At 75.4% G+C, this 21123-nt stretch carries 11 protein-coding genes; 7 read left to right on the top strand and 4 right to left on the bottom strand.

Annotation, left to right across the window (positions count from 1 at the left end; translation table 11 throughout):
- The first annotated feature begins 52 nt into the window (after positions 1-52).
- Complete coding sequence (locus tag ACZ466_RS02830; protein WP_378287447.1) at positions 53-3421, top strand: DUF4132 domain-containing protein; 3369 nt, start codon at positions 53-55, stop codon at positions 3419-3421.
- Between the two features lie 12 nt (positions 3422-3433).
- Here the strand turns inward: ACZ466_RS02830 and ACZ466_RS02825 are convergent, their stop codons facing one another.
- Positions 3434-3859, bottom strand: coding sequence for a hypothetical protein (locus ACZ466_RS02825; protein WP_378287449.1), 426 nt, complete (start codon positions 3857-3859; stop codon positions 3434-3436).
- A gap of 148 nt (positions 3860-4007) precedes the next feature.
- Here ACZ466_RS02825 and ACZ466_RS02820 point away from each other — a divergent pair, with 148 nt between their 5' ends.
- From ACZ466_RS02820 to ACZ466_RS02795, 6 genes are read left to right on the top strand one after another with little or no spacing between them, the layout of a single operon-like run.
- Positions 4008-7358, top strand: a complete 3351-nt coding sequence (locus ACZ466_RS02820) for a DUF4132 domain-containing protein (RefSeq protein ID WP_464042765.1) — start codon at positions 4008-4010, stop codon at positions 7356-7358.
- Positions 7355-10789, top strand: a complete 3435-nt coding sequence (locus ACZ466_RS02815) for a DUF4132 domain-containing protein (protein WP_378287452.1) — start codon at positions 7355-7357, stop codon at positions 10787-10789. The genes ACZ466_RS02820 and ACZ466_RS02815 overlap by 4 nt, the downstream gene beginning before the upstream one ends.
- A 53-nt stretch (positions 10790-10842) precedes the next feature.
- Complete coding sequence (locus ACZ466_RS02810; RefSeq protein WP_378287454.1) at positions 10843-11997, top strand: ATP-binding protein; 1155 nt, start codon at positions 10843-10845, stop codon at positions 11995-11997.
- Between the two features lie 8 nt (positions 11998-12005).
- Positions 12006-14417: a DUF5682 family protein gene (locus ACZ466_RS02805; protein ID WP_378287455.1), complete on the top strand. Its 2412-nt coding sequence runs from the start codon at positions 12006-12008 to the stop codon at positions 14415-14417.
- Complete coding sequence (locus tag ACZ466_RS02800) at positions 14414-15565, top strand: VWA domain-containing protein (protein ID WP_378287456.1); 1152 nt, start codon at positions 14414-14416, stop codon at positions 15563-15565. Before ACZ466_RS02805 ends, ACZ466_RS02800 begins: the two co-directional genes overlap by 4 nt.
- A complete protein-coding gene (locus tag ACZ466_RS02795; protein ID WP_378287457.1) occupies positions 15562-17652 on the top strand; it encodes a hypothetical protein in 2091 nt (696 codons plus the stop codon). The genes ACZ466_RS02800 and ACZ466_RS02795 overlap by 4 nt, the downstream gene beginning before the upstream one ends.
- A gap of 55 nt (positions 17653-17707) precedes the next feature.
- On the opposite strand, the gene ACZ466_RS02790 is transcribed toward ACZ466_RS02795, so the two are convergent.
- Genes ACZ466_RS02790 through ACZ466_RS02780 form a run of 3 tightly spaced genes read right to left on the bottom strand, consistent with a single transcriptional unit; the run spans position 17708 to position 21107 of the window.
- Positions 17708-18661 (bottom strand): MBL fold metallo-hydrolase, encoded by a 954-nt coding sequence (locus tag ACZ466_RS02790; RefSeq protein WP_378287459.1) that lies wholly within the window; start codon positions 18659-18661, stop codon positions 17708-17710.
- Positions 18662-18685: 24 nt separating this feature from the next.
- Positions 18686-19915 carry a vWA domain-containing protein gene (locus ACZ466_RS02785; protein ID WP_378287460.1) on the bottom strand — a complete coding sequence of 410 codons (1230 nt, stop codon included), beginning with the start codon at positions 19913-19915 and terminating at the stop codon, positions 18686-18688.
- Between the two features lies 1 nt (position 19916).
- Positions 19917-21107 (bottom strand): AAA family ATPase, encoded by a 1191-nt coding sequence (locus ACZ466_RS02780; protein ID WP_378287461.1) that lies wholly within the window; start codon positions 21105-21107, stop codon positions 19917-19919.
- Positions 21108-21123 lie beyond the last annotated feature (16 nt).

Below are 21123 nucleotides of genomic sequence, written 5' to 3'. Positions count from 1 at the left end.
ACGTTTCGGAACGTCGGTGATCTGTCGGAGGTCTCCTCTACCGTTGGGCGATATGAGCGAGGAGACCCTGGAGCTTCCCTCCGCCTGGTCGCCCAGACTGCACCCGCGACGCGGCGGTGCGCCCGTTCCGGCGGTCGCGGTGGACGCCGCCGCCCCCGCCGCGCTCGCCTCGTTCAGCGGTGCTCCCAAGGCGCGCGGCACGATCAGCGCGGCGCTGGGTTCTCCCGACAGCACGCCCGAGGTGGTGGAGGCCGCCCGCCGCCAGCTGGACGGCGACCCGAGCGCGCTCGGCGCGGCGGCGCTCGCCGCCATCCTGGTGGGGCGCGAGCGCGAAGACTACGCCGAGCTGTTCGAGCGGTTCGTCGACTCCTGGGTCACCGGGCACGGGCTGCCCTTCGCCGCGTGCGCCCTGGCCGAGCTGAGCCGCCTGTCGTTCACCTATGACAGCTGGGGTTTCCGCGGCCAGAACGTCGACCTCAAGGCCGTCGCGTTCCTGGGGCCGCAGGAGAGCTCGTCCCGGCTCTGGCAGTGCCGGCGCGTCGTCCGCAAGGTGCGCGCCCTGCTCGCGGTCGCGGGCGACGACGAGTACGAGGAGACCGTCAAGCGCCTGGCCGACCATCGGGACGCCCCGCTCCAGCAGGCCATGGTGTCCTACCTCGTACCGGACCGGCTCGACTGGGTGGAGGAGGCCTGCGCGAACGCGCCGCAGGACGGCTGGCACAACGCCTGGTGGCTGCTGTGGTGCGCGCTGGGTTCGCCCGCCCAGGCCGGGCTGCTCGGCACCGGGCCGGCGTCCGGGCGGGCGCCCGGAGCGGTGTTCGGGCCGGCCGAGGTCGAGATCGACCTCCTCGCCACCATTCTCGACGGGGTGGGCCCGGCGATCGTCCCGCACCTGGTGCAGACCCTGGACCACGCCGACCTCGGTGCCGCCGTGGTCAAGCTGCTCCTCCAGACGCTCGGGCTGGTGCCGTCCGACGAGGCGTTCCGGGTCCTTATCGAGCGGATCGACGCGCCCTACGGCCAGGCCGCCGTGGCCGCGGCCGCCCACCGCTTCCCCCGGCGCGGGATGCGGATGCTGGCGGTGGCGGCCGACGGCACGGGCAAGGCCGCCGTGCTCGCCGCTGACCTGCTGCGCGGGCATGTCGCCGCCCACCAGGACCTGGTGGCCGAGGTGCTGCCCGGACTCCCCGACAAGGCCCGCCGGACGCTGCAGTCGATCGCGGAGGCCACCGCGCGGCTCCCCGAGGCGCCCGCGGAGGCGCTGCCGCCGGTGCTGGTCTCCCCGCCCTGGGCCCGCCGCCGCAAGGCCGCCAAGCCCGTCGTCGTCGCGGGCCTGGCGCCGCCCGACCTGCGCTCGGTGTCCTGGGCCGTCGGCGAGTCCGAGCGCTGGGCCGACGGGCCGGGCGAGCCCTGGCGCTTCACCGACCCGTGGCCGGTCCTGGTGGCCAAGTTCGGCGGGATCGGCGGGTACGCCCAGGCCGGCCTGATCGCCACCGGTCCCAAGCCGCTGGTCCGTCCGCTGCTGGAGATCTGGAAGCCGGCGGACATGTGGTACGCGCAGTACTGGATCCGTCCGATCGTGGCGCGCTTCGGGCTCGACGCCCTGCCCCTCGCGGTCGCCGTCGCCGAGTCCGGCCCGGCCGAGTCCGGCGGTGTCCTGCTGCCCTTCCTCGCCCCCGAGGTGGCGGTGCTGCAGGCGCGCTGGCTGGTCCGGCTCAAGACCGCCCGCAAGCACGCCCTGGCCTGGTTCGCGCGGCACGGAACGGAGGCCGCGATGATGCTCGTCCCGGACGCGCTCGGCGCGCCCGGTCCCGCCCGCGCCAACGCCGAGGGCGCGCTGCGCCACCTCGCCGCCGGACACCTCGCTACAGGGCACGGGGCCGACGAGGTCGTCGAGGTCGCCCGCCGGTACGGCGACCAGGCCGGCGAGGCGATCGCGGCCCTGCTGGCCTCCGACCCCCTGGACGTCCTCCCGGCCCGGATGCCGGGGCTTCCCGACTGGGCCGACCCGCTCGTCCTCCCGCAGGTGCTGCTGCGCGGCCGCGACCGCGCCCTGCCGGCCGAGGCGACCGCCCACCTGCTCACGATGCTGGCGATGTCCAGGCCCGACGGCGTCTACCCGGGCGTCGGGATCGTCCGGGACGCGTGCGACCCGGAGTCGCTGGCCGAGTTCTCCTGGGCGGTGTTCCGCCGCTGGCAGATCCACGACTCGCCGTCCAAGGACGGCTGGGCGCTGGACCAGCTCGCCTGGCTCGGCGACGACGGGACGGTGCGCCGCCTCACCCCCGTCGTCCGCGCCTGGCCGGGCGAGGGCGGGCACTCCAAGGCCGTGAAGGGCCTGGACGTGCTCGCCGCCATCGGCACCGACGTCGCCCTGATGCACCTGCACGGCATCGCGCAGAAGGTGAGGTTCAAGGGGCTCAGAACCCGCGCCCAGGAGATGATCCGGCAGGTCGCGGAGCGGCTGGAGCTGACCCCCGAGCAGCTCGCCGACCGGCTGGTGCCCGATTTCGGGCTGGACGCCGGCGGCGGCATGACGCTCGACTACGGCCCGCGCCGTTTCGCCGTGGGGTTCGACGAGCAGCTCAAGCCGTACGTCGTCGACGGTGACGGCAAGCGCCGCAAGGCCCTGCCCAAGCCCGGCGCCAAGGACCACGGCGACCTGGCCCCCGCCGCGTACAAGCGGTTCGCGGACCTGAAGAAGGACGTGCGGACGGTCGCCGCCGACCAGATCCGCCGCCTGGAGTCGGCCATGGTGATGGGCCGCTGGTGGCCCCTCCTCGAGTTCACCGAGCTGTTCGTGGGACACCCGCTGGTGTGGCACATCGTCCGGCGGCTGGTGTGGTCCGCCGAGCACGACGGTGCCACCACCCTGTTCCGCATCGCCGAAGACCGCACCTTCGCCGATCTGCACGACGACACCCTCACCCTGCCCGCCTCCGCCGAGATCCGGCTCCCGCACCCGGTGCTCCTGGGCGAGGCCCGCACCGCCTGGGCCGAGGTCTTCGCCGACTACGAGATCGTGCAGCCGTTCCCGCAGCTCGGCCGGGCCGTCCACACCCTGCCCGAAGACGGGCTGGCCCGCTTCCAGGGGATCAAGGTCCCGGTCGGTGCGCTGCTGGGGCTGCAGCGGTCGGGCTGGGAACGCGGCGAGCCGGAGGACGCCGGCATCGCGTCGTGGATGACGCGCCCGCTCGGCTCCGGCCGCCACGCCACCCTCTGGCTGAACCCGGGCATCGTCGTCGGCGAGCCCGACGCCTTCCCCGAGCAGACGATCGATCAGATCGAGGTCGGCGCCAGCCCGTACGGCCGCTGGAACTGGGGGGAGACCAGTGGGAGCGCCGTCACCGGGCTCGATCCCGTCGACGCCTCCGAACTCCTCGCCGATCTGACCGCGCTGGCGGCCTCGGCCCCCGCCTGAACCGTCCGGGGGTCAGTGGAGGGCGTACTCGCCGTACTCCTCCTCCCAGGTGAGCTCGGTGCCGTCGATGTGCACGTGCCATTCGGCGCCGGGTACGGCTTGGCGCAGCCTGCCCAGGGAGAACTGCGTGTAGTGCTCCAGCTGCATGGTCATGACCTCCATCTCGCACTCGCCGTGCGAGATCTTGCTGGAGCCCCAGAACAGCTCGCGCGGGTCGTCGGAGTCGTCGGCCGGGAAGACGGGCAGGCCCTCGCAGATCTCGCCGGGGCTCTCGACGTCGCCGGGGACGGCCCCGCGCTCCTTCCATGCCGGGAGCCGCTTGCGGATCTCGGCCAGGAGCTCCCGGGTCTCCTCGTCCGCGATGTCCTCGACGAGTCGACGCTCCTCGTCGGTGAGCCCGCTGTCGCGGTACGCGCTGTAGTAGATCGACACGCCCATCGCTTCGTCCTCTTCCAGGGGGCCGGACTCGGTGATCGGGGGATGTTGGCGCGCCGGTCGGACACCCGCGGGGCGTCCATGAGCGGCTTGATGGAGCCTTCGTGAAGTTCCGGCGGTTTGTCGGAGACCTCCTCTACGGTGGGGCGACATGGAAGATCGTCTCCTCCACGACGAGAACGCGCTGGTGATCCCGGACGCCTGGCTGCCCCTGCTGCATCCGAGGCGGGGCGGCGTGCCGGTGCCCGCGCCCAAGGTCTCGGGGTCGGTGACGAAGCGGCTGGCGGCCAAGGTCGCGGAGGCCGCGCCCCGCATCGAGCGGGCGCTGTCCGGGAAGAAGACGGACCCGGTCCTGGCCGAGGGGGCCCGCGCGCACCTGGACGGCACGGCCGGCCCGCTGGGCGCGGCCGTGGTCGCCGGGCTGACGGTCACGTGGAATCGCTGGTCCATGCCCGATCCGCGCAGCGCCCACCAGTTCGTGGACGGGTGGATCGCCGCGCACGGCGTCGCGTTCGCCGCCCGCGCCTTCGCGGAGCTGTGCGACCTGACGGTCGGCCTCGAGAACTACAACGGGCGGCCGCTCTCGGTGCGGCGCCTGGAGGCGGGTCTGCAGCATCCGTGGGAGCTGATGGAGCGGCAGGTCGGCCGCCGGGTGCGGACGTTCCTGGCCGCCGCCGACGACACCGCGTACGGGGAGGCGGAGGCCGCCCTGGAGGAGTTCGGGTCGAGTCCCCGGCGCCGCCTGATGGCCGCCTACCTGATGCCGTCCCGGCGCGACTGGGTGGAGGAGTGCGTGGCCGCGCCACCGGGGCTGACCGGCGTGGAGGGCCTGCGGCTGCTGCTCTGCTCGGCGACCGCGGCCGACCTCGACGCGCTCGGCGACCGGTTGCCGCCGAGGTGGGCGGGCGACGCGGACGACGTCATCTGGACCCTGGCCGAGGGCGCCGGAACGCGGGCCGTCCCCCTGCTGGCGCGCACCGCGGACGAGGACGTCCAGCGCGCCGCCGCGCTGGACGCCCTCGCGGCGCTGCCGTCCGACGAGTCCTTCGCGGCCTTGGCCGACCGGCTCGGGCAGCAGGGCGTGCGGGTGCCGCTGCTCGCCGCCGCCCGGCGGTTCCCGGTGCGGGCGATCCACGTGCTGGCGCGGTCGGCCGAGGACTCGCCGCAGGTCGCCGACCTGCTGACCACGCACCTGCGGCTGTTCCCCGAGCTCCCGCCCGGGCTTCCCGCCGACGTCCGCGAGGTCGCCGGGGCGCTGACCGCCGCCGACGCGCAGGTCGAGGACGCGCCCGCGGAGGCGCTGCCCGGACTGCTGGTGGATCCGCCGTGGTCCCACCGGGAGCCGGAGGCGGCGCCGGTCGTGATCAAGGGCCTGTCGGCGCCGGGGGAGCGCACCGTCCGCTGGGCGGAGGGCGAGCGGGAGCGGTGGGCCTCCACTCCGGGGTCGCCCGGCGAGGCCGACGACGCGACCGACTGGGACAGCCGGTTGGGGGAGGTCTTCGGGCGGGGGCCGGCCTTCCCCGAGGAGACGCTCGCGGTGGTCCTCCGGGCCCCCGAGGAGAAGGTCCGGCCGCTGCTGGCGGACTGGTCGCCGTACAACTCCTGGGAAGCGCACGAGTGGATCAGGCCGGTCGCGGCGCGGTTCGAGGTCGACGCGCTCCCGGTGCTGCTGGCCATCGCGCGGGAGAACTCCGTGGGCAACGGCGGGCTGCTGCTGCCCTTCCTGGACGCCGCCGTGGCCCGGCTGATGGCCGAGTGGAACAGGCGTCGCAAGATCACGCGCGGGGTGGCACGGGAATGGTTCGGGCGCCATGGCGTGGACGCCGTGCCGATGCTCGTCCCGGCCGCGGTCGGCAAGCCGGGGCCCGGACGCCTGGACGCGGAGACGGCGCTGCGGCTGGTGGCGTCCGCGCACGGCGCGGAGGCGGTCGTGTCGGCCGCGCGCACGCACGGCGGCCATGCCGCGGAGGTCGTGGCGGCGCTGCTGGCGGTCGACCCGGATGCCGTGTTGTCCGCGGACCGGCCGCGGCCCCCCGTGTGGGCGGGCGCGCACCTGCCGCCGCGGATCCTGCTGCGCGGGCGGGAGCGCGCGCTGCCGCTGGACGCGACCGGCCACCTGCTGACCATGCTGGCGGCGTCCCGTCCGGACGAGGTGCATCCGGGCGTGGAGACCGTCCGGGACCTGTGCGACGCGGCGTCGCTGGCCGAGTTCGGGTGGGCGCTGTTCGAGGGGTGGCGGTCGGCGGACATGCCGCCGGAGCACGCGTGGGCGATGCAGCAGCTCGGCCTTCTCGGCGACGACGACACGGTGCGCCGCCTCACCCCCCTCATCCGGGCCTGGCCGGGCGAGTCCGGTCATCACCGCGCCGTCGCCGGGCTGGACGTCCTCGCCGCGATCGGCACCGACACCGCGCTGCTGCACCTGCACGGGATCGCGCAGCGGGTCAAGTTCAAGGCGCTGAAGGCGCGGGCGCAGGAGAAGATCGCCGAGGTGGCGGCCGGGCTGGGCCTGGGGCCCGAGCAGCTCGCCGACCGGCTGGTGCCCGATTTCGGGCTGGACGCAGACGGCAGCCTCACCCTCGACTACGGCCCGCGCCGCTTCGTGGTGGGCTTCGACGAGCACATCAAGCCGTACGTGACCGACGAGGACGGCAAGCGCCGCAAGGCCCTGCCCAAGCCGGGGGTCAAGGATGACGAGGAATTGGCGTCCGCCGCGTACAAGCGGTTCGGGGAGCTGAAGAAGGACGTCCGGACGGTCGCCGCCGACCAGGTCTCCCGGCTGGAGGCGGCCGTGGTCGCGGGGCGGCGCTGGACGCTCGCGGAGTTCCGCGGCCTCTTCGTCGAACACCCGCTGATGTGGCACATCGCCCGCCGCCTGGTCTGGGTCGCCGAGAGCACCGCGGAGGAGACGGGTCCGGCCGAGACGGCCGTGACGTTCCGGATCGCCGAGGACCGCACGTTCGCCGACCTCGACGACGACGTCCTGACCCTGCCCGAGGCGTGCCGGATCGGCATCCCGCACCCTCTCCACATGGACGAGCGGGAGCGCGCGGCGTGGGCGGACGTCCTGGCCGACTACGAGATCGTGCAGCCGTTCAGGCAGCTGGGCAGGAGCGTCCTCGCGCTCACCGGGGAGGAGCGGGCGTCCGGGCGGCTGACCCGCTTCGAGGGGTACACGGTTCCGGTGGGCGCGGTGCTGGGCCTGGTCCACCGCGGCTGGGACCGGGGCGTACCGCTGGACGCGGGCGGCGAGCGGTGGATCTCCCGCAGGGTCGCCCCCGACCGGTACGTGATCATCGACCTGAAGTACGGGATCAGCGTCGGCAACGTCGAGGCCAGCGGCCCGCAGACCCTGGAGCACGTCTGGATCGGGAACCGTCCGGCGGACTACCACCGCGGGAGGGGGACCCCGTACACCTTCGGCGAGCTGGACCCGGTGATGGCGGCCGAGGTGCTCGACGACCTGACCGAACTCACCGCCACCGAGGGGGCCGGCCGATGACCGCCGCGAGCACCGCGCAGCAGCACACGTACCGGCCGGCCGGCGAGGACGCGCCGCACTTCCCGGACGGCTGGCGGCGCCACCTGCACCCCCGGCGCGGCGGCGGCCCCGGCCCGCAGGTGAAGGTCGCCAAGGGGGCGCCGAAGAAGGTCCGGGCGTGGATCGAGCAGGCCGGGACCGCGTTCGAGGCGCTGGCGGGCGAGCACGGCGATCCGGACCTGGCCGGCCGGGCGCGGCGGCACCTTGAGGGCGACCCCGACCCGGCGGGCGCCGCCGTCGCGGCGCTGGTCACGGGGATGGAGATCGGCCGGCACGGCACCGGCATCGGCCATCCCGAGGTGTTCAGGACGTTCGTCGACTCCTGGGTGGTGGGGCACGGGCCGGCGTTCGCCGCGTGCGCCGTCGTGGAGCTCACCTCGGTCCAGGTCGACCGGAAGGGCCCCGACGGCCCCTGGATCGGTACCTGGATCGGCGCCCGCCGCGCGGAGGGCACGGTCTTCCGGGAGGACGTGCGAGAGAGCGCCCGGCGCGTCCGGGGCCTGCTGGCCGTCGCGGGCGACGCCGAGTACCGGGAGGCGATCGACCGGCTGGCGGGCCTGCGCGACTCGGTCGGGCGGCGGCTCGCGGTGTCGTACCTGGTCCCGACCCGGTACGACTGGGTGGACGAGTGCTGCGCCGAGCCGCACACCACGTACGGGCGCAACGGTCTCAACATCACGCTGCTCCACACGATCGGCACGGCGGAGCACGTGCGGACGCTGGGCGGCCGGACGATCCTGAGGTGGGGCGACTGCAGCCTCGGCCTGCTGGCGACGCTGCTGGACGGCCTGGGCACCGATGCCCTGCCCGTCCTCCAGTGGTCCCTCGACCACGGGTGCATCGACAGCGCCCACCGCAAGCGGCTGCTGGAGGTCGTCACGCTGCTGCCGGGCGACGAGCCGTTCCAGGCGCTGATCGACCGGCTCGACCAGGAGGAGCAGGGGAAGTACGCCCGGGCCGCGCTGCTGGAGGCGATGGACCGGTTCCCGGCGCGGGCGGTCCGGCTGCTGTCCGCGGCCGCCGCCGGCCACCGGTCCCCGGGCGGTCCCCGGTCCGCCTCCGTCGCGCGGGATCTGCTGGCGGGGCATCTGGTCGCGCATCCGGAGCCGGCCGCCGCCGTGGCACCGGAGCTGCCGGAGGAGAGCCGCGCGCTGATCGCGTCGCTCGCCGGGGCGGCGGCGCGGGTGCCGGACGCGTCCGCCGACGCGCTGCCTCCCCTGCTGGTCGAGCCGCCGTGGACGCGCACCCGCAAGGCGGCCAAGCCGGTCGTCGTGGCGGGCCGGCCCGTCCCGGGGGAGCGGAGCGTGCGCTGGGCCGAAGGGGAGCGGGACGCCTGGGCGGTGCGGGTTCCGTCGCGCTGGTCCACGCCCGGCGTTCCCGAGTCCCGTTGGGCCGAGATCGCCAAGCGCTACGCCGAGAAGCGGGGCGCCTACGACGCGGTCCGGCTGATCGCGGACGGCCCCGAGGACCTGGCCCGGCCCCTGCTGGCCGAATGGGAGGGCTTCTACTGGGACGCCGACGACGTCGCGTGGATGCGGACGGTCGTGGCCCGGTACGAGGTGGACGCGCTCCCGCTGGCGATGCGGGCCGGGCGGCAGACCCCGGGCAGTTGCGGCAGGCTCCTGCTGCCCTACCTGTCCGCCGAGGTCGCGACGCTGATGGCCGACTGGCTGGCCAGGGTCAAGTCGGCCCGCCAGACGGCGATGGCCTACTTCGAGCGGCACGGGACGGACGCGGCGCGGCTGCTGGTGCCCGCCGCGCTCGGCAAGGCGGGCCCGGCGCGGCGGCAGGCGGAGGGCGCGCTGCTGCTGGTCGCCGCCCGCGCCGGGGCCGAGGCGGTCGAGTCCGCGGCGCGCGAGCACGGCGACCCGGCCGCCGCCGCGGTCGCGGCACTGCTGGCCACCGACCCGCTGGACCGCCTTCCGGTCGCCAGGCCCAAGCCCGTCGACTGGGCCGACCCGGGCAGGCTGCCGCAGGTGCTGCTGCGCGGCCGCGACCGCGCCCTGCCGGCCGCGGCGACCGGCCACCTGGTCACGATGCTGGCGATGTCCAGGCTCGGCGAGGTGTACGCGGGCGTCGACGTCGTCCGCGAGGCGTGCGACCCGGCGTCGCTGGCCGAGTTCTCCTGGGCGCTGTTCCAGGAATGGGAGCTGCGCGGCGCGCCGTCCAAGGACGGCTGGGCGCTGGAGCAGCCGGCCTGGCTCGGCGACGACGACACGGTGCGCCGCCTGACCCCCGTGATCCGCGCGTGGCCGGGCGACGGCGGCCACCACAAGGCGGTGAAAGGGCTGGACGTGCTCGCCGCCATCGGCACCGACACCGCCCTGCTGCACCTGCACGGGATCGCGCAGAAGGTGAAGTTCAAGGCGCTGAAGGGGAGGGCGCAGGAGAAGATCGCCGAAGTGGCGGCCGGGCTGGGCCTGGGGGCCGAGGAACTGGCCGACCGGCTGGTGCCCGATTTCGGGCTGGACGCCGACGGCGGCCTCACGCTCGACTACGGGCCGCGCCGTTTCGTCGTCGGGTTCGACGAAGTGCTCAAGCCGTACGTGACCGACGAGGACGGCAAGCGCCGCAAGGCCCTGCCCAAACCGGGCACCAAGGACGATGAGGAACTGGCGTCCGCCGCGTACAAGCGGTTCGCGGGCCTGAAGAAGGACGTGCGGACGGTCGCCGCCGACCAGGTCTCCCGGCTGGAGTCGGCCATGGTCGCGCGGCGCCGCTGGACGCCCGAGGAGTTCCGGACCCTCTTCGCCGGGCATCCCCTCGTCTGGCACATCGCCCGCCGGCTGGTCTGGATCGCCGAGCCCGGGGAGGGCGCGGAGGAGGGCGCGGCGTTCGCGTTCCGGATCGCCGAGGACCGCACGTTCGCCGACGTCTCCGACGACGCGGCCGCGCTCCCCGCCGGGGCCTCGATCGGCATCGCCCACCCGCTCGACCTGGGCGGGGACGTGGCGGCCTGGTCGGAGGTGTTCGCCGACTACGAGATCACCCAGCCGTTCCCGCAGCTGGGCCGCGAGGCGTACACGCTGACCGCCGAGGAGCGCGCGGCGGGCCGGCTGGAGCGGTTCGAGGGCGTCCGCGTCCCGGTGCACACGGTGCTGGGCCTGGTCCGGCGCGGCTGGTCGCGCGGGGAGCCGCTCGACGCGGGCGGCGAGCGGTGGATCTCCCGCCCGGTCCCCGGCGGGCTGCACGTGGTGATCGACCTGGATCCGGGCATCAGCGTCGGCTGGGTCGAGGGCAGCGGCGAGCAGACCCTCCGGTACGTCTGGCTCAACGACCACCCCACCGACTTCTACCGCGGCGCCCGGCGCCACACTTTCGGGGGGCTGGACCCGGTGGCGGCCTCGGAGGTCGTGGCCGACCTCACATGGCTGTCCGCCGCCGCGCTCTGAACCCGCTCTAACCCCCTTGCCCCCTGACCGAGAAAGACGAAGAAGAAGAGACGATGACCGCAGAGACGGCACGGAAAACGAAGGCAGCGAAGAAGGCGGGCGCGGCAGACCGTCCCGCCGACGAGCAGGAGCAGCTGCAGCGACCGCCCGCCGAGGTCCGGTACGCCGACGAGCTGGCGCGGCTGCGCGAGGACGACACCGCCCCGCGCCCGCCCGGCTGGGCGCTGAGCCTGGAGGCGGCCCGCCGCTTCATCGTGGGCGACCCCGGACGCGGCATCCGGCGCAAGTTCGTCGGCGACCCCTCGCTGATCGACCGCGCCCTGGTCGCCCTGGCCACCAGCCGCGGGCTGATGATGGTGGGCGAGCCCGGCACCGCCAAGTCGCTGCTGTCGGAGCTGATCGCCGCGGCGGTCAGCGGCGACTCCACCCTCACCATCCAGGGCGGCGCGGCCACCACCGAGGACCAGATCAAGTACTCCTGGAACTACGCGCTGCTGGTGTCCGAGGGCCCCTCCACCCGGTCGCTGGTGCCCGCGCCGCTGCTGCGCGGGATGGCCGAGGGCAAGGTGGTGCGGTTCGAGGAGATCACCCGCTGCCCGCTGGAGGTGCAGGACTCGCTGCTGTCCCCGCTGTCGGACCGGGTGCTGGGCATCCCCGAGCTGACCGGCCCGGACGCGATGGTCTTCGCCCGCGAGGGCTTCAACATCATCGCCACCGCCAACACCCGGGACCGCGGCGTCAACGAGATGAGCGCGGCCCTCAAGCGCCGGTTCAACTTCGAGACGGTGTTCCCGATCGCCGACTTCGCCACCGAGCTGGACCTGGTGGAGGCCGAGGCCGCCCGGCTGCTGGAGCAGTCGGGCGTCGGGGTGGCGCCGCGCCGGGACGTGCTGGAGGTGCTGGTCACCACGTTCCGGGAGCTGCGCAGCGGCAGGACGTCCGCGGGCGAGTCCATGGACCGGCTGTCGACCGTGATGAGCACCGCGGAGGCGGTGTCGGTCGCGCACGCGGTCGGGATCCGCGGCTGGTTCCTGCGCGGCGAGGAGGGCAGCCCGGCCGACATCGTGGAGTGCCTGGCCGGCGCCGGGGCCAAGGACAGCCCCGAAGACCTCGCCCGGCTCCGCCGCTACCTGGAGCAGCAGGCGCCGCGCCGGCAGGGGAGCCAGTGGAAGGCCCTGCACGCCGCCCGCCACCTGCTGCCGGGTTGATGGGCGCCATGACCGGCCGCGGCACCGCCGAGGTCACCTTCGTCGGGGTCCGGCACCACAGCCCCGCGTGCGCCCGGCTCGTCCGGCGCGTGATCCGCCGGCTGAGACCGGCGTACGTGCTGGTGGAGGGCCCCGCCGACTTCTCCGGCCGGCTCGAGGAGATGCTGCTCGGCCACGACCTGCCCATCGCGATCTACAGCCACTACCGGGACGAGGAGCGGGTGCAGTCGTCCTGGTCGCCGTTCTGCGCCTACTCCCCGGAATGGGTGGCGATCAACGAGGGCCGGGAGTGCGGCGCCGACGTGCGCTTCATCGACCTGCCGGCCTGGCATCCGGCGCTGGCCGACCGGCGCAACCGGTACGCCGACGCCGACGAGCGCTACGCGGACGTGACCGAGCGGCTGTGCCGGTCGTTCGCCGTGGACAACACCGACACCCTCTGGGACCACATGTTCGAGGGCGCCTTCAACGACGAGGGCGGCGCGGACGAGGCCGGAGCCGGCGGCGGGGACGCGCTGGAGGAGCGGCTGTCGGCCTACTTCGAGCTCCTGCGCGGCGAGTCGGAGGCCGGGCCGGACGACACCGAGCGCGAGGCGTACATGGCCCGCTGGGTCCGCGCGGCGGCGGCCGACGCGGGCGGGCGCCCGGTCGTGGTGGTCACGGGCGGGTTCCACAGCCCCGCGCTGCGCCGCCTCACCGGGCCTTCGGACGCCGACGACGGCGGCCAGGACCCCGGCTGGCCGGAGGTGCCGCAGCCGCCGGAGGGCGCTATCGGCGGCAGCTACCTGGTGCCGTACTCCTTCAAGCGGCTGGACGCGTTCACCGGCTACCAGTCCGGCATGCCCTCGCCCGAGTACTACCAGCGGTTGTGGGAGGGCGGGCCGGAGTCGGCCGCCGAGGGCCTCACCGAGATCGTGGTGAGGCGGCTGCGCAAGCGCCGCCAGCCGGTGTCGACCGCCGACCTGATCGCGGCCCGCACGCTCACCCAGGGGCTGGCCCGGCTGCGCGGGCACCGCGCCCCGGTCCGCACCGACCTGCTGGACGGCCTGGTGGCGGCGCTGGTCACCGACGACCTCGAACAGCGGCTGCCCTGGACCTCCCGCGGCCCGCTCGCCCCCGGCGCGCATCCGGCGGTGGCGGAGATGGTCACGGCGCTCAGCGGCGACCGGGTCGGCGCGCTGCGTCCCGGGACGCCCGCGCCGCCGCTGGTGGCCGACGCGATCGCCGAGATGGAGCGGCTCAAGCTGGACGGCGGCGGCGAGGTGACCGTGCGGCTGCCCGACGCGAAGGGCCTGGGACGCAGCCGCGTCCTGCACCGGCTGCGGGTGCTGAACATCCCCGGGTTCGAGCGCGAGTCGGGCCCCGGCTCCGGCGACGAGCCCGTCCTGGAGGAGCGGTGGTCGCTGACACCCGGCGACAACCGGCTGCCCGCGCTCATCGAGGCCGGCGCGTACGGCGCGACCCTGCTCGACGCGGCCGGCGCCGTGCTGGAGGAACGGGTCGTGCGGGCGGGTTCCGACGTGGGGCGGCTGGCCTCGGTGCTGTTCGACGCCGCGCTGTGCGGCTGCACCGACCTGTCCGACCGGATCGCCGAGACCATCGCCGCCGCCGTCGCGGGGGCCTCGGAGCTGGGCGCGCTCGGCGAGGTCCTCGGCACCACGCTGGGCCTGTGGCGGCACGACCGGCTGCTGGGCACGGCCGGCAGCCCGCTGTTCGGCCGGGTCGTCGAGGGCTGCGTGGCCCGGGTGCTGTGGCTGGTGGAGGGGGTGCGCGGCGGGCCCGCGCCGGCCGATCCGCCCCGGCTGCGCGCGCTGGCGGGGGCCCGTGACGCGCTGCTGCACGCGGCCGGGCCGCTCGGCCTGGACCGGGACGCGGCGCTCGCCGTCGCCGCCCGGGTCAGCGCCTGCGCCGACGCGCCCCCCGACCTGCGCGGTGCCGCGTTCGGCCTCGGCTGGTCGCTGGGCCAGGTGGCCGATCCGGTCCGGGCCGTGCTGGGCGCGGCCCGTCCGCAGATCATCGGCGACTGGCTCGCCGGGCTGTTCGCGCTGGCCCGCGACGAGGTGTTCGCCGAGGAGACCGCGGACGACGCGGCGGACGGGGAGACGGAGGGCCCGGACGGGCCGGGGGTGCTCGCCGTCCTCGACGACATGATCGCCGGGCTGTCCGAGGACGATTTCCTGATCGCGCTGCCCGCGCTGCGCCAGGCGTTCGAGTTCTTCCCGCCGCGCGAGCGCGAGGTGATCGCCCGGCGGCTGCTGGAACGGCGCGGGATCCAGGGCTCGGGCCGCGCCCTGCTGCGGACGGGCGGCGACCCGATGGCGATCGCCGCGGCCCGCGCGCTGGAGGAGAAGGTGGACCGGCTGCTGGCGGCGGAGGGCCTGGACCCGCTCGCCGCGGCGCGAGAGGAGAGCACGGCATGAGCACCACCGATCCGGGCCTCGAACGCTGGCGGCTCATCCTGGGCCCGCCCGGCGACGCGTGCGCCGGCGGCGGTCTCAGCGACGACTCCGCCGGCCGCGACCGGGCGCTCGGCTGGCTGTACGGGCGCGACTCCGACCTGGAGCAGCGCGGGGTGCGCCGCGGCGGGGTCAAGCCGTCCGGCGAACGGACCGCCGGCGACGGCCCCTCGGCGCTCACCACCGTCGACTGGCTCGACGACGTGCACCGGCTGTTCCCCAAGGAGACCATCGAGCGGCTCGAACGGGACGCGGTCGAGCGCTACGAGATCCACGAGGTGGTCACCGACCCGGCCGTGCTGGAGCGGATCGAGCCCAACCCCACCCTGCTGCGCGCCGTGCTGCGCACCAAGCACCTGATGAACCCCGAGGTGCTGGCGATGGCCCGGCGGATCGTCGACAAGGTCGTCCAGGACCTGCTGCGCAAGATGGCCACCGAGGTGCGGCAGGCGTTCCACGGCACCCGGTCGCGGCGGCCGAGCCGGTGGAAGCAGGCCCGCAACTTCGACTTCCACGCCACCATCCGCGCCAACCTCGGCCACTACCAGCCCGCCGAGAAGAAGGTCTACATCGAGCAGCCGCGGTTCCTGTCCCGGACCCGGCGGCAGCTCGACCAGTGGCAGATGATCCTCATCGTGGACCAGTCCGGGTCGATGGTCGGCTCGGTGATCCACTCGGCGGTAACAGCGGCCTGCCTGTGGGGGCTGCCCGGACTGAAGACGCACCTGATCGCGTTCGACACCAGCGTGGTCGACCTGACCTCCGACGTGACCGACCCGGTCGAGCTGCTGATGAAGGTGCAGCTCGGCGGCGGCACCGACATCGCGCGCGCGGTGGAGTACGGCGCCGGGCTGATCGAGAACCCGCGCCGCAGCATCGTCGCCGTGATCACCGACTTCTACGAGGGCGGTGACCCGTACCGGCTGATCCGCACGGTGCGGCAGATGGCGGAGCAGGGCACCCACGTGCTGGGCCTGGCCGCGCTGGACGAGGAGGCCAACCCGGCCTACGACCGGGACCTGGCGCAGCGGCTGGCCGACGTGGGCGCCCACATCGGCGCGATGACGCCCGGCCGGCTCGCCGAGTTCGTCGCGGAACGGATGGGCCGATGACCCGCACCGACCTGCTCGCCCTCACCCCCGACTCGCTGGCGGCGCTGGCGAACCGGGGGCTGGTCAAGCGCGCCGCCAAGGACCTCGACGCCGGGAACATGCCGGAACTGGGCGTCGAGGGCGACGGCTCGGTGCGCGGCACGTTCCCCGACGGCGTGCAGACCGTCCTCCCCGGTGGCGGCGGCCTCGAAGGGGCGTCCTGCACGTGCGCGGCCATGGGCGTGTGCCGTCACCAGATCGGCCTCGTCCTGGCCTACCAGCGGCAGCCGGGCACCGAGGAGGGCCCCGCCGAGGACGCCTCCGCGCAGAACGGCGCCGCGCAGGACGCCCGAGCGGAGCCGCAGGCGGAGGCCGCGCCCGAGGAGCCCGCCGCGGCGGGCTCCAAGCAGCAGCGGCCGCCCTTCACCGACTGGTCGCCCGGAGGCTACGACGACGAGGCGCTCGCCCGCGTCCTGGGGGAGCGCCCGCTCACCGCGGCCCGGCGCACGTTCAGGTCCGGGTACGCCGCGCGCGTGCACCGCCCGACGCCCGCCGACCCGGTCGCCTCCGTGGAACTGCCGACGTGCACGGTCCGCTTCCTCGTCCCGCACGAGTTCGGCTACGTCCATACCGACGCCGTGGCGACGATGCGCGGCGAGGTCATCGTGCTGGCCGTGTGGGCGTTCCGCGCGGCCGACGAGCAGGGCCTCACCGCCGCCGACGTCCGCGTCGACGTCGGCGGCAAGGGCCGGGGCACCGGCAAGGGGACGGGCGGCGCGGACGCCGGGACCGGCCTGGAATCCACCCTCGACCTGCTCGACCAGCTCCTCCTGGACGGCGCCATGCACGCCGGCCCTGTGCTGGGCACCGCGCTGAACCGGGCCTCCCGCGAGCTCACGGCCAAGAACCTGCACTGGCCCGCCGCCACGCTCGACGACATCGCCGGGCAGCTGACCGCCTACCGCGACCGGCTGGCGGGCCACGACCCCGAACGCCTCGCCGCGCTGCTCGCCGAGTTCCACGCCCGGCACCGGGCGGTCCTGCACGAGGGCGGCAGCCCGCGCTCGCAGGTGCTCGGCACCAACGAGACCGCCGAGACCCCGCTGCGCCGCGTCCGGCTCACCGCGCTCGGCTGCCGCGTCGGCGGCACCGACGAGGAGCGCACCGCCGACGTGTTCCTCGCCCACACCGGCTCCGGCATCGTGCTGGTGCTCAAGCGGCGCTGGGCGGTCACCGACGACCAGCCCCTGACCGGGCAGGAGCTCGCGCCGCGCCGGATCGCCGGCGCCGCGCTGCGCTCGCTGGCCGCCGCCAACGTCGTCTCCGAGAACGCCACCCGCAGCCCCAGCCGGGTGGTGCGGCTGGGCACCGGCCGGGTGTCGAAGACGTCGGTGACGCCGGTCGGCACGGCCTGGGGCGACCTTCCCGGGACGGTCCTGGTCCGCGACCTGCGCGCGCTCGAACGGGAGCTGGAGGCGTCGCCGCCCCGGCTCGTCCGGCCCCGGGTGGAGGCCGAGACCGTCAGGGTCCTGGAGATCGCCGAGGTCAGGGACGTGGGCTACCTGCCGGGCGCGCAGCGGCTCGAGGCCGTCTTCCGGGACGGCACCGGGACCACCGCCGTCGTGTCGGCGGCGTACGCGCCCCACAGCCCCGCCGCGCTGGACGAGCTCGCCGCGGCCCTCGCGGGGGAGCGCGGCGCGCCGCTCTACGTCAGCGGATCGGTGCGGCGCGCCCGCGGCACGCTGGTCGTGGACCCGATCGCCGTGATGACGACCGAGGGCGTGGTGGTGCCCGACCTCGCGCCGGGCGACGGCAGCGGCGCCCTCGACGCGCACGCCGGGCACGGGGACGACGCGCTCACGACGGCGCTGGCCGGGGCGCTGGACGCCTGCGCCGACGCCGCCCACCGCGGGCTCCGGCACGTCCCCGCCGGCACCCGCGCCCGCATCGGCCGGTCGGCCGCGGAGCTGCGGCGGACCGGGCTCACCGCCACCGCGCTCCTGCTGGACGGCCTCGCCGCGGCCCTCGACGGCGACGACCCGCGGCGGACCGTCACGGCCTGGGTGGACGCCCAGATCCGCCTCGTCACGGCCATGGACCTGCGGTGACCCGCGCCTCGCCCCGGGCGGCGCGCCCGGAGCGAGGCGCGGCGGGCCGGGGCCGCTAGGCGCGGCAGGTCAGCGGCTTGCCGCCGTTGTAGGTGATCATGTCCGCGAGCGCGGTGACCACGTCGATCTCGGCGCCGCGCGGCTCGCCGTCCAGCTCGGCGTAGGCGCGGTGCAGGTTCCCGACGATCCGCTCGCGGTCGGACAGCTCGGCGTACGGGCCCAGATCGGTCTCTCGCGCGGCCTCCAGCGGCTCCAGCCCGGCCTCCTTGCCCGCCTTCGCCGTCGCCTGGACGAACCGCAGGTAGCCCAGCACCGTGCCGATCAGCTCCGGACCGGCCACCGGCCCGTGCCCCGGCACGATCGTCCCGGCGCCGAGCGGGGCGATGACCTGCTCCAGCACCTCGATCGCCCCGGCCACCGAGCCCTGCAGCAGGAACGGGGTGCCCCCGTTGAACAGCAGGTCGCCGCAGAACAGCACGTTCCGGTCGGGGATCCAGACGATCGAGTCGTTGGTGGTGTGCGCGGGGGAGCCGACGTGCCGAACCTCGCAGCGCAGGTCGTCCACCCACAGCGTGACGCCGTCGGTGTAGGTGAGGAACGGCGGCTCCAGCGCGAACTCGCCCCAGTCGACATGCGTCCAGACCGGCTCGGAGAACGGCGCGCCCCAGTCCAGCGCCCCCGCGCGGGTCTCCTCGTGGCCGACGACGGTGGCGCCCGCGAACAGGTGGTTCCCGAAGGTGTGGTCGCCGTGGTGGTGGGTGTTCACCAGCGTCCGCACCGGCCGGCCGGTGACCGAGCGGATCGCCTCCAGGTACGCGCGGGTGCGCCGCTCGGTGGAGCACGAGTCGACGCTGACCACCCCGCGCGAGCCCACCAGGAACCCGGTGTTGTTGATCCACCAGGTGCCGTCCGGCTGGAGGTAGGCGAAGACGCCGTCGCCGACCTCCTCCAGCCGGGGCGGGGCGGGCGCGGTGATCGGGGTGGGAGGGTCGTGCGGGCTGCTGCTCATCGACGGAGAGTACTACCGCGGGTACTACCGCGCCGTCTCGGTGATGCGGACGGTCTCCGCCCACCTGGGCGGGACCGGGGCGTCCTCGCCGACCAGGGCCGCGATGAGGCGGCAGGTGGTGGGCTCCTCCGGCCACAGGGTGTAGCCGTCGGTCAGCACGATGACCACGTTCGGCCGGTCCCGCGAGGCCAGCGCCCGCTCGATGCCGACGCGCATGTCGGTGCCCCCGCCGCCGCCCAGCTCGACCTGCTCGGCGGAGGTCACCCGGGACACCGCGTGCACGTCGGCGTCGCAGGCCAGCACGCTCACCCGGTTGCCGCGCACGCCGACCTCGCGCAGCACGCCGGTCACCTCCGCCATCGCCGCGGCCAGGGCGTCCTCGCCCATCGACCCCGAGGTGTCCACGACGATCGCCACGCGCGGCAGCGGGCGGCGCAGCGTCGGCAGCACCACGCCGCGCATCGCCGCGGTGCGCCGCGACGGCCGCTGGTAGGTGTAGTCGACGGCGCCGCCGGCCCAGGCGACCGCCTCCCGCACCGCGCCCGCCAGCATCCGCCGCCAGTCGACGACCGGCTCCAGGATCTCCTCCGCCCAGCGCCGCCAGCCCCCCGGGACCGTGCCGCGGCTGCGCTGGTGGGCGCGGATCGCCTCGGCCGTGGCCCGGCGGAGGGCGTCCGCCTCGACCCCGCTGACCTTCGGCAGGCCCGGGCCGTCCAGCTCCCACGGAGCGGGGACGCCGTGCGCGCCCGAGCCGCAGTCGGGATGGGCGTCCTGCGCGGGGATGCCGGGCAGGTACTCCTCGAACACCTTGCCCTCCGGCAGCCCGAACGTGCGGGGCTCCATGCGTCCCTCGGGCAGCGGCAGCCCGTCGGACAGCAGGTCGTCGTTGATCTCGCAGTCCTGGGCGATGTTGACCCTGCCCCGGTCGCGCTGGTCGGCGGGCGGCAGCCGCCCGGCGCGCCCGTGGTGGTCGCGCAGCAGGTGCGCCACCTCGTGGACCCACACCCCGGCCAGCTCGGGCACGGGCGTGTCGTCGACGAACGACGGCGAGACGTAGCAGCGCCAGTGCCGGTCCACGCCCATCGTCGGCACCCCGTCCGTCGGCACCACCGACAGCGAGTACAGCGCCGAGGCCAGGTAGGGGCGGTCGGTCGCGGCCCGGTAGCGGGCGGCCAGCAGCTTGTCGCGGTCGAGCCGTCCGGCGGCGCGCTCGGCGGCCCGTTCGGCCGCCCGTTCCGGCGCTTCGTCCGCCATGTCAGCCTCCGCCCGGCATGGCCCCGGACAGCCGCAGGATGTCGATGAACCCGTCGATCCCGCTCGGCACCGGCCAGTCGGTGTCGCGCAGCGCGGCCAGGTCGACGGCGGCGCGCGCGGCCACGTCCGGGATGCCCGCGTCGACCGCCTTGGCCAGCACGACCCAGCCGGCCTCCCACCGGCGCCGGCTGATGTTCCCCTGGACGGCCGAGACCACGGCCGTGAGGAAGGCGAGCTGCCGGTCGCCGCGCTTGGGCAGCGCGAACGCCTCCGGGTTGGCCAGCACCCGGTCGGGGTCGGGCAGGTCCAGCTCCTCCAGGTACGACAGCAGCTCGATCCCGGCGCCGTCGCCGATGGCCCCGACCACCGCCGCCGACAGGCCCTCCCGGCTCGCGCCCGTCGCGTACCCGACGGCCAGCAGCCGCAGCGCCATCTCCCACGTGCGCGGCGACGGCCAGGCGCCGCCCCGGCCCTCGGCGTCGGCGGGCAGGTGGTGCGCCAGGCCGGGCCGCGCGGTGAGGAAGCCGGACACGGCGCCCCGCGCCCGCGCCACCGCGCCGGACGCCTTCCCGGGATCGACCATCGGGATCGTCACCGACGGCCAGGTGCCGGCCATGCCGCGGGCGACCGTGCGCGGGTCGTGCGTCCAGTGCAGGTGCACGAACCGGTTGGCCAGCGGCGGGCTCAGATGCCAGCCGTCGGCGGCGCTGGAGGGCGGGTTGGCCGCCGCGACCACCCGGATCGGCTCGGGCAGGGACAGGCTGCCGACCCGGCGCTCCAGCACCACCCGCAGCAGCGCCGCCTGCACGGCCGGCGGCGCCGACGACAGCTCGTCGAAGAACACCAGCCCGCGGCCGGCGGCGGCGAGCCGCACCGCCCAGTCCGGCGGCGCCATCGGCACCCCGGTCGTGGCCGGGTCGTCCCCGATGATCGGCAGCCCGGCGAAGTCGGACGGCTCGTGCACGCTGGCGATGACCGTCTCCAGCGGGACGTCCAGTCCGGCGGCCAGCTGCTCCATGCCCGCCGACTTGCCGATGCCCGGCTCGCCCCACAGCAGCACCGGCAGGTTCGCCGTCACCGCCAGCGCGAGCGCCTCCAGCTGCGGGTTCTCCGACGGCTCGGTCCGCGACGCGCGCGCCCGCGCGTTCAGCGCGTCCGCCGCGGCCAGCGGGTCGGGGGAAAGGGGGTCCAACGGTCGTCCTCTCTCA

This window comes from Actinomadura rugatobispora (assembly GCF_055379765.1).
The sequence above is the reverse complement of the archived record's forward strand: the minus strand, read 5'-3'. Positions and strand labels throughout refer to the sequence as shown.

Excerpts from the sequence above, each read along its gene's own strand:
- ACZ466_RS02830 (WP_378287447.1), top strand. The coding sequence starts at position 53 with ATGAGCGAGGAGACCCTGGAGCTTCCCTCCGCCTGGTCGCCCAGACTG.
- ACZ466_RS02825 (WP_378287449.1), bottom strand. The coding sequence starts at position 3,859 with ATGGGCGTGTCGATCTACTACAGCGCGTACCGCGACAGCGGGCTCACC.
- ACZ466_RS02790 (WP_378287459.1), bottom strand. The coding sequence starts at position 18,661 with ATGAGCAGCAGCCCGCACGACCCTCCCACCCCGATCACCGCGCCCGCC.
- ACZ466_RS02820 (WP_464042765.1), top strand. The coding sequence starts at position 4,008 with ATGGAAGATCGTCTCCTCCACGACGAGAACGCGCTGGTGATCCCGGAC.
- ACZ466_RS02785 (WP_378287460.1), bottom strand. The coding sequence starts at position 19,915 with ATGGCGGACGAAGCGCCGGAACGGGCGGCCGAACGGGCCGCCGAGCGC.
- ACZ466_RS02795 (WP_378287457.1), top strand. The coding sequence starts at position 15,562 with ATGACCCGCACCGACCTGCTCGCCCTCACCCCCGACTCGCTGGCGGCG.
- ACZ466_RS02810 (WP_378287454.1), top strand. The coding sequence starts at position 10,843 with ATGACCGCAGAGACGGCACGGAAAACGAAGGCAGCGAAGAAGGCGGGC.
- ACZ466_RS02800 (WP_378287456.1), top strand. The coding sequence starts at position 14,414 with ATGAGCACCACCGATCCGGGCCTCGAACGCTGGCGGCTCATCCTGGGC.
- ACZ466_RS02805 (WP_378287455.1), top strand. The coding sequence starts at position 12,006 with ATGACCGGCCGCGGCACCGCCGAGGTCACCTTCGTCGGGGTCCGGCAC.
- ACZ466_RS02815 (WP_378287452.1), top strand. The coding sequence starts at position 7,355 with ATGACCGCCGCGAGCACCGCGCAGCAGCACACGTACCGGCCGGCCGGC.